10 protein-coding genes are annotated in these 13,115 nt (G+C 68.0%); 3 read left to right on the top strand and 7 right to left on the bottom strand.

Features of this window, described 5'->3' with window-relative positions; genetic code table 11:
• Nucleotide 1: 1 nt before the first annotated feature.
• Complete coding sequence (gene glcF, locus AC07S4_RS09075) at nucleotides 2-1,264, top strand: glycolate oxidase subunit GlcF (RefSeq protein WP_494986324.1); 1,263 nt, start codon at nucleotides 2-4, stop codon at nucleotides 1,262-1,264.
• A gap of 7 nt (nucleotides 1,265-1,271) precedes the next feature.
• Here the strand turns inward: glcF and AC07S4_RS09070 are convergent, their stop codons facing one another.
• The 6 genes from AC07S4_RS09070 to AC07S4_RS09045 form a co-directional block, all read right to left on the bottom strand.
• The gene (locus AC07S4_RS09070; RefSeq protein ID WP_494986323.1) at nucleotides 1,272-3,698 is read right to left on the bottom strand and encodes a putative bifunctional diguanylate cyclase/phosphodiesterase; all 2,427 of its coding nucleotides are present in this window, start codon (nucleotides 3,696-3,698) and stop codon (nucleotides 1,272-1,274) included.
• Nucleotides 3,699-3,806: 108 nt separating this feature from the next.
• Nucleotides 3,807-4,823 carry an HD-GYP domain-containing protein gene (locus tag AC07S4_RS09065; protein WP_494986322.1) on the bottom strand — a complete coding sequence of 339 codons (1,017 nt, stop codon included), beginning with the start codon at nucleotides 4,821-4,823 and terminating at the stop codon, nucleotides 3,807-3,809.
• Nucleotides 4,820-8,284 (bottom strand): MHYT domain-containing protein, encoded by a 3,465-nt coding sequence (locus AC07S4_RS09060; protein WP_494986321.1) that lies wholly within the window; start codon nucleotides 8,282-8,284, stop codon nucleotides 4,820-4,822. The genes AC07S4_RS09065 and AC07S4_RS09060 overlap by 4 nt, the downstream gene beginning before the upstream one ends.
• 48 nt (nucleotides 8,285-8,332) lie before the next feature.
• A complete protein-coding gene (locus AC07S4_RS09055; protein ID WP_161071634.1) occupies nucleotides 8,333-8,818 on the bottom strand; it encodes a glutathione peroxidase in 486 nt (161 codons plus the stop codon).
• An 8-nt stretch (nucleotides 8,819-8,826) separates the two neighbouring features.
• Entirely contained in the window at nucleotides 8,827-9,963 is a 1,137-nt protein-coding gene (locus AC07S4_RS09050) for a PilT/PilU family type 4a pilus ATPase (RefSeq protein WP_494986320.1), read from the bottom strand.
• 15 nt (nucleotides 9,964-9,978) lie between these two features.
• Complete coding sequence (locus tag AC07S4_RS09045; RefSeq protein WP_494986319.1) at nucleotides 9,979-11,022, bottom strand: type IV pilus twitching motility protein PilT; 1,044 nt, start codon at nucleotides 11,020-11,022, stop codon at nucleotides 9,979-9,981.
• Between the two features lie 69 nt (nucleotides 11,023-11,091).
• Here AC07S4_RS09045 and AC07S4_RS09040 point away from each other — a divergent pair, with 69 nt between their 5' ends.
• A complete protein-coding gene (locus AC07S4_RS09040; protein ID WP_494986318.1) occupies nucleotides 11,092-11,805 on the top strand; it encodes a YggS family pyridoxal phosphate-dependent enzyme in 714 nt (237 codons plus the stop codon).
• 26 nt (nucleotides 11,806-11,831) lie between these two features.
• Nucleotides 11,832-12,701, top strand: a complete 870-nt coding sequence (gene proC, locus AC07S4_RS09035; protein ID WP_494986317.1) for a pyrroline-5-carboxylate reductase — start codon at nucleotides 11,832-11,834, stop codon at nucleotides 12,699-12,701.
• Between the two features lie 54 nt (nucleotides 12,702-12,755).
• Here proC and AC07S4_RS09030 read toward each other — a convergent pair whose 3' ends face one another.
• Complete coding sequence (locus tag AC07S4_RS09030) at nucleotides 12,756-13,103, bottom strand: ElaB/YgaM/YqjD family protein (protein ID WP_494986316.1); 348 nt, start codon at nucleotides 13,101-13,103, stop codon at nucleotides 12,756-12,758.
• Nucleotides 13,104-13,115: the final 12 nt, after the last annotated feature.

Genomic DNA, 13,115 nt, shown 5'->3' with positions numbered 1-13,115 from the left:
TATGCAAACCAATCTGGCAGACTTCATCAAGAACACGCGCGACGGCGACGAGGCGGAGGCCATCCTGCGCGCCTGCGTGCATTGCGGCTTCTGCACCGCCACGTGTCCCACCTACCAGTTGCTGGGCGATGAACTGGACGGCCCGCGCGGCCGCATTTACCTGATCAAGCAGGTGCTCGAGGGCGCGCCCGTCACGCAGAAGACGCAGCTGCACCTGGACCGCTGCCTGACCTGCCGCAACTGCGAGAGCACCTGTCCGTCCGGCGTGCAGTATGGACGCCTGGCCGACATCGGCCGCAAGGTGGTGGAGCAGCGCGTGCAGCGCCCGCTGGCCGAGCGCGTGAAGCGCTATGTGCTGAAGGAGGCATTGCCGCGCCGCTGGCTGTTTACGCCTGCGCTGGCGATGGGGCGCATGGTCCGGCCTTTGTTGTCGCCGGCCTTGCAGGACAAGCTGCCGCCGGCGGCGCCGGCCGGCCGCAGGCCCGTGCGCAGCCATGCGCGCCGGATGCTGGTGCTGGAAGGCTGCGTGCAGCCGGGCATGGCGCCCAACATCAACGCCGCCACGGCGCGTGTGCTCGATGCGCTGGGCGTGCAGCTGATCGCGGCGCCCAAGGCGGGCTGCTGCGGAGCGCTGCGCTACCATTTGAACGACCAGGATGGCGGGCTGGATGATATGCGGCGCAATGTGGATGCGTGGTGGCCCTACGTGTCCGGCGAGGCTGGCGCGGCGCCGGTGGAGGCCATTGTGATGACGGCATCCGGCTGCGGCGTGACCGTCAAGGAGTATGGCCATTTGCTGGCGCACGACGCGGCCTATGCGGAGAAGGCGCGGCGGATTTCGGATTTGACCAGGGATTTGAGCGAGGTGATGCCGGCCTTTGAGGCGGAGCTGGCGCAGCGCATGGGCGGACGGATTTCCGAGCGGGTGGCCTTCCATCCGCCATGCACCTTGCAGCACGGGCAGCAGATACGCGGCAAGGTGGAGGGCGTGCTGCGCGCGGTGGGCGTGGATGTGGTGCTGTGCGCGGACAGCCATTTGTGCTGCGGCTCGGCGGGCACGTATTCCATGCTGCAGCCGGAGCTGTCGAAGCAGCTGCGCGACCGCAAGGTGGAGAACCTGGAGGCGACCGGGGCGCGGAAGATCGTTTCGGCCAACATCGGGTGCCTGACGCATATCCAGTCGGGGACGGAGACGCCGGTGCTGCACTGGATTGAGCTGATCGACCAGGCGCTGGCGGATGGCGGGTTACGCGCTACGCGCTAACCCGCCGTTACGGGACGGCAGCTAGCGCGGCGCGCTGCCAGGCGGGCGTGGCGGCGAAATTGGCGGTCCAGTCCAGCACGTCGTCAGCCGGCATGGGGCGCGCAATGCCGTAGCCTTGCGCCAGTTCGCAGCCCAGCCGCATCAGCTGGGCGCCGTGCTCCACAGTCTCCACGCCTTCGGCGATCACGCTGCGGTTGAAGGCGCGCGCCAGGCCGATCACGGCCGACACCAGGTGCAGGTCGTCGCGGTCCACCAGCATGTTGCGCACAAAGCTCTGGTCTATCTTCAGCACTTCGGCGGGCAGCCGCTTCAGGTAGGACATGGACGAGTAGCCGGTGCCGAAGTCGTCCAGCGCGAAGCGGATGCCGAGCGCCTGGCATTCGAGCATGATGGCGCGCACATGGCCGATGTCCGCCAGCGCGGACGATTCCAGTATCTCCAGCTCCAGCATGCGCGGCGGCACGGCGGGGAATTCCGCCAGGATGGCGGTCAGGCGCGGTACGAAGTCGGTGCGCTGGAAGTGGCGCGCGGCGATGTTCACGCTGACCACCCAGTCCGGATGGCTGGCGCGCCATAGCTCCAGCTGGCGCAGCGCGTGGCGCAGCACCATGTCTCCTATCTCCACGATCAGATCGGTGTGCTCGACCACCGGCAGGAATTCCATCGGCCCGACAATGCCGCGCTGCGGATGGCGCCAGCGCAGCAGCGCTTCCATGCCGATGATGCGTCCGGCGCGCATGTCTAGCTTGGGCTGGTAGTACAAGCACAGTTCTCCGGCGCGCAGGGCGGCGCGCACTTCGGTGCGGCGGTTGTGGTGGGTGCGTACTTCCTCGTCCAGGTGGGCGTCGAAGTAGTGCACCTTGTTGCGGCCGGTGAGCTTGGCCTGGTACAGCGCCTGGTCGGCCTGGCGCAGCAGGCTGTCGGCGCTGATGTCGCCGCCGGTGTAGAGCGCCACGCCGGCGCTGGCCGGCACCGACAGCGTTTGCGTCTCGCAGTGGTAGGGCCGGGCCAGCAGCGCCAGGAGCTGGGCCAGCGCCTGCTCGACGGCGGCCTGGCCGGGCTGGTCCGGCAGCAGCAGCACGAATTCATCGCCGCCCAGGCGCGCCGCGTAGTGGCGCGGGCCGGCAAAGCTGTGCAGGCGGCCCGCGGCCTGCTTGAGGATCTCGTCGCCCAGCGCATGGCCGCCGCGCTCGTTCACCTGCTGGAAGTGGTCCAGGTCCAGCATGCACACGGCCAGCGTGGCGCCGCCGCCCTGGTCGCGCGCCAGTTCCAGCTCGTGCTCGAAGCGCGCCGCCAGCGCGCTGCGGTTGGGCAGGCCGGTCAGCAGGTCGTGCTGGCTTTGCCAGGACATTTGCTGGATCAGCTGCTTTTTCTCGCTCACGTCGCGGAACACCAGCACGGCGCCCTGCACCGCGCTTTCTTCGTCGTGGCCGTTGCGGCGGATGGCCGCCACCGTGTATTCGATGACGAAGCTGGCGCCCGAGGGCTGGCGCAGGGTCTGGTTCTTGGCGCGCACCGCCGCGCCGCCGGCGCCGATGCTGTGCATGGTGCGCTTGAGCGCCTGGTGGCCGAAGTTGTTGGCCAGCGTGAACACCGCCTGCAGTTGCTTGCCGCAGGCCTGCTCCTCGCTGTAGCCGGTGAGCTGCTGCGCCGCTTCGTTCATGCTGCGGATGCGGCCATCCAGGCCGGTGGTGATGACGGCGTCGCCGATGGAGGCCAGCGTGACTTCGATGCGCTCCTTCTGGTCCTGCAGCGAGTGCACCAGCGCCTGCACCTGGCTGGCCATGCTGTTGAAGGTGCTGGCCATGGCGCGCGCTTCGGGCGAGCCGGCAACCTGCATGCGCACACCCAGTTCGCCGTTCTGGAAACGGCTGGTGGCGCTCTCCAGGCGCAGCTGCATGCGGCGGTTCAGATAGACCAGCAGGCCAAGCAGCACGAAGATGGTGACCACGTTCAGCGCCGAGATGATGGCCTGCTGGCGCAGCGCGCGCCACACGCGGTTGAGCGGCTGGGTGGGGTGGAACCACAGCGTCAGGGTACCGGCGCCGGCCCCGCTGTGCAGCGGCACGCGCAGGTTCAGATACAGCGGTTCGATCGCGATGGCCGGTCCCAGCCAGGCGGGATGGGCAATGCCGGCCAGGTCCGGGTCGCCGGCGGCGCGGGCTTGCCCGCCGGCGTGTTCCCAGCACACCAGGGCCAGGTCGGGATTCTGCGCGGCGGCGCCGGCCAGCAGGGCTGAGATGGCGTTGTCGTTCTGTTCGCGCTGCAGCGGCCTGAGCGCGGCGGCCAGGTATTGGCCGAGCTGCTGCGCTTCCACTTCATAGCGCTGGCGCGCGGTGGCCGATTCGGATTCGGTCAGCAGCGAGTAGCGCACGCTGATGATGATGGTTACTAGCACAAAGATAGGGACGAACAGCCTCGCGTAGATTCCCATGCGCATCCACAATGACAGCAATTTCCCCAGCAGTGGCATGGTTTCCGTCCAGCTCTAAATCGTTCCCATTCCCATTATTACGTAAAAGTAAATAAAGCACATCCCTTTTTAACGTTCCGCCCATTTTTCCATGATTTCGGCAACCGCCGGCAGCTGGGTCAGGAACAGGTCCACCAGCCGGGGCTCGAAATGCAGGCCGCGCTGGGCGCGCATATGGTCGCAGGCCTGCTCCACGGTCCAGGCGTCCTTGTAGGGGCGCACCGAGGTCAGCGCGTCGAACACGTCGGCCACCGCCACGATGCGGGCGGCCAGCGGTATCGCTTCCCCGGCCAGGCCGTTGGGATAGCCGCTGCCGTCCCATTTCTCATGGTGGTTCTGCGCCACCTGGCAAGCCACGGCCAGCATGCCGGTGGCGTGGCGGCCGATGATGTCCGCACCGATGGTGGGGTGGGTCTGCATGACGCGCCACTCGTCCGGGTCCAGCTTGGCGGGCTTTTGCAGGATGCGGTCCGGGATGCCGATCTTGCCGATGTCGTGCATGGGGGCGGCGTTGAACAGGTCGTCCACGTCGTCCTCGTCCATGCCGGCCGCGATGCCGAGCAGGCGCGCGTAGTGGCTCATGCGGATCACGTGCAGGCCGGTTTCGTTGTCCTTGTATTCGGCGGCCAGGCCGAGGCGCTGCACAATCTCCAGGCGGCTCGCTTTCAACTCGTCCAGGCGCACCAGCGACAGGTGCAGGCGCACGCGCGCCTTCACCACCGCCGGGCTGACCGGCTTGGTGATGTAGTCCACCGCGCCGGCCTCGAAGCCGTCCACCTCGTCCGTGGTGTCGGTGAGCGCGGTGACGAAGATGACGGGGATGGCGGCCGTGGCCGGATCGGCTTTCAGGCGGCGGCACACTTCGTAGCCCGTCATGTCCGGCATCATCACGTCCAGCAGGATCAGGTCGGGCTGCTCCTTGGCGGCCAGTTCCAGCGCGCGCGGGCCGTCCTTGGCGAACAGCAGGCTGTAGCGGTCCTGCAGGATCTGGCGCAGCAGCTGGAGGTTGGTGGATTCGTCGTCCACCGCGAGGATGACGGGCAGGCGCTTGGGCGCGCCGTTGGCTTGCGCAGGTGTTTGGGTCATAGTGTGCTCCCGGCCGTGGCGGGCAGGACGGACGCCAGCAGCGCCTCCAGCCGCGCGTGGGCCGCGCTGAAATCAAAATCGTCGATGGCTTGCTGCAGCTCTTGCAGGCGCTGCGGCGCAACGTGCGAGGCCAGCGCCTGCGCCAGTTGCGCGAGCGTGGCTTCATCGAAGGCGCCGCTGTCTATGGAGCGCTGCAAGGTGGCGCCCAGGGTGCGCACCAGCTGCTCGTCCAGGGCGGCGGGCGCCTTGCCGGCCGCGCCGGCATCGGCCACGCCGGGGGCGGGGGTGGGCACGAGGGCGGATTCGGGCGCGTCGGCCAGCAGCGCGCCGATGGCGGCGATGGCGTCGGCCAGGCGCTGCTCCACCGCCGCCAGCAGGGCGGGCACGGTGTTGGCCGGAGAATCGGGGGTATCGGTATCGCGCAGGGCGCGTTCCAGCTGGTCCAGCGCGGCGGCCAGCTGTTCCAGGCCAAGGTTGCCGGCCGCGCCTTTCAGCTGGTGGGCCAGGCCGGCGGCATCGGCGGCTGCCGCAGCCGCTGCAGCCGTGTCGTCGGCATGGCCGGAGCCCACGCCGCTCAGGCTGCGCAAATCGCCGCTCGCTTGCGCGCGTTCGGCGGCGAAGTTGCGCAGCGAGCGGTGGTAGGCGCGCTCCTCGCCGGCCCAGCGGTGCAGCGCGTGCGCGTGGTTGAGCACCTGCAGCGACTGCTCGGCGCCCGGCGCGGCCTCCTCGTCGATGGCGATGCCCAGCACCATGGCCAGTTCGCGGCCCAGCACGTGCATGTCCACCGGCTTGGGCGCGAAGCCGTCCATGCCGGCCGCGCTGGTGGCCTCGCGGTCCTTCTCCAGGACGCTGGCCGTCATGGCGATAATGGGCACGCGGCCACGGCCCTGCTGCGCTTCCTGCACGCGGATGCGGCGCGTGGCTTCCAGGCCGTCCACGTCCGGCATCTGCACGTCCATCAGGATGACGTCGAAGCGGCCTTCGGCGGCCAGCTGCACGGCGATGGCGCCGTCGCTGGCGCCGGTGACGCTGTGGCCCTGCTTGCCCAGCAACAGGGTGAGCAGCTCCAGGTTCTGCGGCACGTCGTCGGCCGCCAGGATGTTCAGCGGCGGCAGCTTGATGCAGGGCGCCTGGCGCTGCAGGGCCGGCAGGTTCACGGCCGGCATGAGCGGCAGCACCACGTGGAAGGCGCTGCCGTGGCCCTCGGTGCTGGTGGCCCAGATCTGGCCGCCCATCAGTTCGGCGAGCTGCTTGCAGATGGTGGTGCCCAGGCCGGTGCCGCCGTAGCGCCGGTTCATCGAGGCGTCGGCCTGGGTGAAGGGTTCGAAGATGGCGGCCAGGCGGCTGGCGGGAATGCCGATGCCGGTATCGCTGACGATGAAGTGCACGCAGTCGCCGTCCGGGCCGTTCTCGCGCGCCACCGCCAGCGTGACGTTGCCGCGGTCGGTGAACTTGATGGCGTTGCCCAGCAAATTGCTCAGCACCTGGCGCACGCGCAGCTCGTCGCCGTGCAGGCAGTGCGGCATGGCCGGGTCGTAGGCGATGGACAGCTTGAGCGACTTGGCGCTGGCGTTGCTGCCCATGGTGGAGGACAGCTCGTCGATCAGGGCCAGCAGGTTGTAGTCGGCCAGCTCCAGCTCCACCGCGCCCTTGTCCAGCTTGGCCGTGTCGAGGATTTCATTGAGCAGGCGCAGCAGCGAGCGCGCCGAATTGCGCACCGTGTTCAGGTGGCGGCGCTGGTCGTTGGCCAGCTCGCCCTGCAGCAGCACGTCGGTAAAGCCGAGGATGGAATTCATCGGCGTGCGGATTTCATGGCTCATATTGGCCAGGAAGGCGGCGCGCGCGGCGGCGGCCTGCTCGGCGCGCTCCTTGGCCGCGCGCAGTTCCTCCTCCATGGTGCGGCGGCCGCTGATGTCCAGGATCACCCCGTCCAGCCACTGCACCTTGCCCTGCTCGGTGAAGATGGCGCTGCCGTTCTCCCACATCCAGCGCGTGCTGCCGTCCTTGTGCAGCAGGCGGTATTCGAGCACGAAGGGTTCGCCCTTTTCCACCGCCGCGTCCAGGCCGCGCGCCACCTGTTCATGGTCGTCCGGGTGGATCAGGTCGCCGAAGCTGCGCTTGGGCGGCGAACCGAGGAAGTCGGCGGCCGGGTAGCCGGTCAGGTTCTCCACCGCCGCGCTGACGAAGACCATGGGCCAGCCGGGCGCCATCAGGCTGCGGTAGGAGATGCCGGGGATGTTGCCGATCAGCGAGCGGAACTGCTGCTCGCTGGCGCGCAACTGCTGCTCCATGGCCTTGCGTTCGCTGATGTCGGTGACGAAGCAGACGTACAGATCCTTGTCGGCCAGGCGCGCATGGCCGTAGGCGTTGCGCAGCGGGACATGGCTGCCGTTCTTGTGCAGGCCCAGCACGTCCTGGCTCTCGCCGATCACGCCCTCCCTGCCGTCGTTCAGGTGGCTGAGCAGGCCGTCGCGCTGCGAGCGGTCCAGGTCGGCCATCAGCAGGCGGATGTTGCGGCCCACGATATCGTCGCGGCGCCAGCCGAAGATGCGTTCGGCCGCCGCGTTGAACTCGCGGATGGTGCCGTCCGACTCCATGGTGATCACGCCGTCCACGGCGGTGGCCAGCAGCGCGCGCATCCACGATTCGCTCTGGCTCAGCTGGAAGAACAGGGCGCGGTAGCGCAGCAGGCCGTTGGCCGACATCACCAGCAGTGTGAAGGACACGGTGATGAGCGTGATGGCCAGCGCCAGGAAGGTGGTGTCGTTCAAGCCGCCGGCCGTGCCGGGCGGCACCTTGCCGACAAAGCGCGCCGCCGCCATGCCGGTGTAGTGCATGCCGGCGATGGCGCAACCCATGATGAGGCCGGCGATGGCCAGGCGCGTGGCGCCGTTCAGGCGGTCGCGCAGCGCGCTCAGGCCGAAGCGCACCCACAGCGCCAGCGTGGCCAGCGCCACCGCCACCACGATGGAGAGGCCGAACATGGCCGGGTCGTAGCGCAGCTCGAGGGCGCTGCGCATGGCCGCCATGCCGGCGTAGTGCATGGCGCCGATGCCGGCGCCCACCAGTACGCCGCCCGCCAGCAACTGCCAGCGGCCGATGCGCTGGCGGCTGATCAGCGACAGCGCCACCAGCGACGCGGCCACGCTGGGCAGCATGGACCAGATGGTGATGGAACGGTCGTAATCGACGCTGGTGCACAGGTCGAAGGCCAGCATGCCGATGAAGTGCATGGCCCACACGCCGCTGCCCAGCGCCAGGCTGCCGGTCAGCAGCGCGGCGCGGCGCAGGCGCGCGCTGGTGGCGTTGGCGGCCTGGCCGGCCATCTGCAAGCCCATCCAGGAAGAGAAGGACGCCACCAGCACCGACAGGGCCACCAGCCACGGATCGTACTTCCCGTAGCTGAGCATCGAAGGGTCGGCGGGCGGCGAGAACAGCTGCGCCAGGTAGTCAATAACCATAATGTGCGGGCGGGGGGAGGGCCCCGCCGGGGTAATGCCGGTGGTGACTTATTCGGCCAGCAGGCGCGCGATATCGTCGGCCAGTTCTTCCGGCTTGGTGGTGGGGGCGTAACGTTTGTATACCGTGCCGTCTTTGCGGATCAGGAATTTGGTGAAGTTCCACTTGATGCCCTCGGTGCCCAGCAGGCCGGGCGATTCCTTCTTCAGGTGCTGGTACAGCGGATGCGCGCCGCTGCCGTTCACGTCCACCTTGGCGAACATGGGGAAGCTCACGCCGTAGTTCTTTTCGCAGAAGGCGCCGATCTCGTCGGCCGAACCCGGCTCCTGCGCGCCGAACTGGTTGCAGGGGAAGCCCAGCACCACGGCGCCCTGGTCCTTGAACTGCTGGTACACCGCCTCCAGGCCCTGGTACTGCGGCGTGAAGCCGCACTTGCTGGCGGTATTCACGATCAGCAGCACCTTGCCGCGGTACTGCGCCAGGTCGGCCGGCGCGCCGGACAGCGTGTCGGCGCTGAAGTCGAAGACTGTGCTCATGGGCTTCCTTAAATAATGTTCAGGTGTTCGGTGCCGGCCGACAGGTCGCGCGTCTTGGCGGCCTTGCCTTCCAGCTTGATGGCCAGCCGCAGGTCGTTCACGGAATCGGCGTTGCGCAGCGCGTCCTCGTAGCTGATGGCGTCGGCCTCGTACAGGTCGAACAGCGACTGGTCGAAGGTCTGCATGCCCAGTTCGCGCGATTTCTTCATCAGCTCCTTGATCTCATGCACCTGGCCCTTGAAGATCAGATCCGAGATGAGCGGCGAATTGAGCAGGATCTCGATGGCCACGGCGCGCCCCTTGGTTTCCTTGCGCGGTACCAGGCGCTGCGAAATCATGCCCTTCAGGTTGAGCGACAAGTCCATCAGCAGCTGCTGGCGGCGCTCCTCGGGGAAGAAGTTGATGATGCGGTCCAGCGCCTGGTTGGCGCTGTTGGCGTGCAGGGTGGCCAGGCACAGGTGGCCGGTTTCGGCGAAGGCGATGGCGTGGTCCATGGTCTGGCGGTCGCGGATCTCGCCGATCTGGATCACGTCCGGCGCCTGGCGCAGCGTGTTCTTCAGCGCGATTTCCCAGTCCTCGGTATCGACGCCCACCTCGCGCTGCGTGATCACGCAGTTGCGGTGCGGGTGCACGAACTCCACCGGATCCTCGATGGTGATGATGTGGCCGTAGCTGTTCTCGTTGCGGTAGCCCACCATGGCCGCCAGCGTGGTCGACTTGCCCGAGCCGGTGGCGCCCACCATGATGACCAGGCCGCGCTTGGACATCACCACGTCCTTGAGCACCTCGGGCAGGCCCAGGTCCTCCAGCTTGGGAATGGCCGAATTAATCGTGCGCAGCACCATGCCGACTGAGCTCATCTGCACGAAGGCGGACACGCGGAAGCGGCCCAGGTCGCCGGGGCTGATGGCGAAGTTGGCCTCCTTGGTCAGCTCGAAGCCGGCGGTCTGCTTGTCGTTCATGATGGAGCGGGCCAGATCGGAGGTGTGGGCCGCCGTCAGCGGCTGGGCCGACACCGGCGTCATCTTGCCGTCTATCTTCATGGCCGGCGGGAAGCCGGCCGTGATGAACAGGTCCGAGCCGTTCTTGCTGACCATCAGGCGCAAGAGGTCGAACATGAATTTGGATGCCTGGTCGCGTTCCATGCGGTTTCCTTGTGCTTAGCCGGGGAAGTTGTCCGGGATCTTGGCGGCGTTGCGGGCGGCGGCCGAGGAGATCACGTTGCGGCGCACCAGCTCCGTCAGGTTCTGGTCCAGCGTCTGCATGCCGACGTTGCTGCCGGTCTGGATGGCCGAGTACATCTGGGCGATCTTGGCTTCGCGTATCAGGTTGCGGATGGCCGGCGTGCCGACCATGATCTCGTGCGCGGCCACGCGGCCGGAGCCGTCCTTGGTCTTGAGCAGGGTCTGCGAGATGACCGCCTGCAGCGATTCGGACAGCATGGCCCGCACCATCTCTTTTTCCTCGGCCGGGAACACGTCCACGATACGGTCTATGGTCTTGGCGGCGGAGGAGGTGTGCAGCGTGCCGAACACCAGGTGGCCGGTCTCGGCCGCCGACAGCGCCAGGCGTATGGTTTCCAGGTCGCGCAGCTCGCCGACCAGGATGGCGTCCGGGTCTTCCCGCAGCGCCGAGCGCAGCGCGTTGTTGAACGACAGCGTGTGCGGCCCCACTTCGCGCTGGTTGATCAGGCATTTCTTGGAGTCGTGCACGAACTCGATCGGGTCCTCGATGGTGAGGATGTGGCCGTATTCGTTTTCGTTGAGGTGGTTGACCATGGCCGCCAGCGTGGTGGACTTGCCCGAGCCGGTCGGCCCCGTCACCAGCACCAGGCCGCGCGGCTTGAGCGCGAATTCGGCGAAGATCCTGGGCGCGTTCAGTTCCTCCAGCGTGAGGATCTTGGACGGAATGGTGCGCAGCACGGCGGCCGCGCCGCGCTCCTGGTTGTAGGCGTTGACGCGGAAGCGCGCCAGGCCCGGAATGGCGAAGGAGAAGTCGCACTCCAGCATTTCCTCGTAGGCCTTGCGCTGGCCGTCATTCATGATGTCATAGATCATGCCGTGCACGTCCTTGTGCTCCAGCGGCGGCAGATTGATGCGGCGCACGTCGCCGTGCACGCGGATCATGGGCGGCAGGCCGGCGGACAGGTGCAAATCGGAGGCTTTGTTCTTGACGGAGAATGCGAGTAATTCGGAGATGTCCATTTATAATCCCAGTGCTGCGTTTCGGGGGAGAGGCCTGCGGAACCGGCCCAACCAGCCCGCTCAATGATTATGTCCAGAATAGCCCAGAACTTGCAAGCAGTGATCAGTACAATTGTTGCCTCCGAGCACGAAGCCGGCCGTCCGCCGCAATCGGTGCGGTTGCTGGCCGTTTCGAAGACGTTCGGCGCCGATGCGGTGCAGGAGGCGGTGGCGGCGGGGCAGCGCGCGTTCGGCGAAAACTATGTGCAGGAGGGCGTGGACAAGATCCGCGCGCTGGCTGCGGCCGCCCCCGTGCCGGACCCGGCGCTGGAGTGGCATTTCATCGGTCCCATCCAAAGCAACAAGACGCGGCCCATCGCCGAGCATTTCGACTGGGTACACACGGTGGAGCGCGAGAAGATCGCGCTGCGCCTGAGCGAGCAGCGGCCGGCCGGGCTGGCGCCGCTGAATATCTGCCTGCAAGTGAATATCAGCGGCGAGGCCAGCAAGAGCGGCGCGGCGCCTGGCGAGGTGGCGGCGCTGGCGCAGGCCGTGGCCGGGCTGCCGAAGCTGCGCCTGCGCGGCCTGATGGCCATCCCCGAGCCGGAAGACGACGTAGACAAGCAGCGCGCGGCATTCCGCCGCGTGCGCGAACTGTACGAGGCGCTGCGCGCGCAGGGCTTTGCGCTCGATACGCTGTCCATGGGCATGTCCGGCGACATGCGGGCGGCGGTGCTGGAAGGCGCCACCATCGTGCGCGTGGGCAGCGCCATTTTCGGCGCGCGCAGCTACGCCGCGCAATGACACGCGGCGACACAACAAGGGATTTTATGAAAATTGCATTTATCGGCGGCGGCAATATGGCTGCGGCACTGATTTCCGGCCTGGCCGGCAAGCTGACGGCGGGCGTGAATATCCACGTGGTCGATCCTAACCCGGCGGCGCTGGAGAAGCTGGGCGCGCAGTTCGGCGTCACTACCTCGGGCGCGCTGCCCGGCGCGCAGCAGGCGCCGGACGCGGCGGCCTACCAGACCGTGGCCAGCGCGGACGTGATCGTGCTGGCGGTCAAGCCGCAAAGCATGCGCGAGGTGGCGGAGCAGCTGCGCCCGCTGCTGCCGGCGGCCGGCGGCGAGGGCGGCGGTCCGCTGCTGCTGTCGATCGCGGCGGGCATACGCGCGGCAGACCTGTCGCGCTGGCTGGGCGGCGGGCGCGCCATCGTGCGCTGCATGCCGAACACGCCCGCGCTGATCGGCATGGGCGTGACCGGCCTGGCCGCGTCGGCCGGCGTGAGCGAGGAGCAGAAGGCGGCGGCGGACGCCATCATGAAAGCCGTCGGCGCCACCGTGTGGCTGGATGACGAAGCCAAGATCGACGCGGTGACGGCGGTGTCCGGCAGCGGTCCGGCCTATGTGTTCTACTTTATCGAAGCCATGCAGAAGGCGGCCGAGGAGCTGGGCTTGAGCGCCGAGCAGGGCAAGGCGCTGGCCCTGGCCACCTTCACCGGCGCGGCGCAGCTGGCGGCGCAGTCGGACGAGCCGGTGTCGCTGCTGCGCGAGCGCGTGACGTCGAAGGGCGGCACCACGTATGCCGCGCTGACCAGCATGGCCGCCGATGGCGTGGGCGAAGCGATCGGACGCGCCATGGCGGCGGCGGCGGCGCGCGGCCGCGAAATGGGCGTGGAGTTCGGCGCGGCGGATTAGGCCGCAGGCGGTGCCGGCGGGTTACGCGCTTTGCGCTAACCCGCCCTACGCTGCCTAGCGCTGCGTGGCGCCGATCAGCATGCCGGCCAGCAGGCCCACCAAGGCGCCAGCGGCCACGGCGCCCCAGGGGTGCTCGTGCACATAGGTGTCGGTGGCCTTGGCGGCCAGCTTGCCGCGCGCCAGCATGCTGTCTTCCAGCTTGAGCAGATCGGTCTTGGCGGTCTGCAGGGTTTCCTTGAAGGCCGCCTTGGCGTGTTCAACGTCGGCGGGCGCGTCCTTGACGGCGGTGCTCAGCCATTGCTCGGCGTCGGTGACCGCGTCGCGCAGATGGTTCAGCAGGCGTTCGCGGTCGGCGCTGGCGTCGCTGCGCAAGGTGCTGCCTGGGGTGGTGGTCTGGTCCATGGAAAGCCTCTC

Source organism: Pseudoduganella sp. GW821-FHT05F09, assembly GCF_059419605.1.
Note: the sequence above shows the minus strand (reverse complement) of the source record. Positions and strands in the feature narration are given on the sequence as shown.

Excerpts from the sequence above, each read along its gene's own strand:
- glcF (WP_494986324.1), top strand. The coding sequence starts at position 2 with ATGCAAACCAATCTGGCAGACTTCATCAAGAACACGCGCGACGGCGAC.
- AC07S4_RS09050 (WP_494986320.1), bottom strand. The coding sequence starts at position 9,963 with ATGGAACGCGACCAGGCATCCAAATTCATGTTCGACCTCTTGCGCCTG.
- AC07S4_RS09030 (WP_494986316.1), bottom strand. The coding sequence starts at position 13,103 with ATGGACCAGACCACCACCCCAGGCAGCACCTTGCGCAGCGACGCCAGC.
- AC07S4_RS09045 (WP_494986319.1), bottom strand. The coding sequence starts at position 11,022 with ATGGACATCTCCGAATTACTCGCATTCTCCGTCAAGAACAAAGCCTCC.
- AC07S4_RS09055 (WP_161071634.1), bottom strand. The coding sequence starts at position 8,818 with ATGAGCACAGTCTTCGACTTCAGCGCCGACACGCTGTCCGGCGCGCCG.
- AC07S4_RS09065 (WP_494986322.1), bottom strand. The coding sequence starts at position 4,823 with ATGACCCAAACACCTGCGCAAGCCAACGGCGCGCCCAAGCGCCTGCCC.
- AC07S4_RS09040 (WP_494986318.1), top strand. The coding sequence starts at position 11,092 with ATGTCCAGAATAGCCCAGAACTTGCAAGCAGTGATCAGTACAATTGTT.
- AC07S4_RS09070 (WP_494986323.1), bottom strand. The coding sequence starts at position 3,698 with ATGGGAATCTACGCGAGGCTGTTCGTCCCTATCTTTGTGCTAGTAACC.
- AC07S4_RS09060 (WP_494986321.1), bottom strand. The coding sequence starts at position 8,284 with ATGGTTATTGACTACCTGGCGCAGCTGTTCTCGCCGCCCGCCGACCCT.
- proC (WP_494986317.1), top strand. The coding sequence starts at position 11,832 with ATGAAAATTGCATTTATCGGCGGCGGCAATATGGCTGCGGCACTGATT.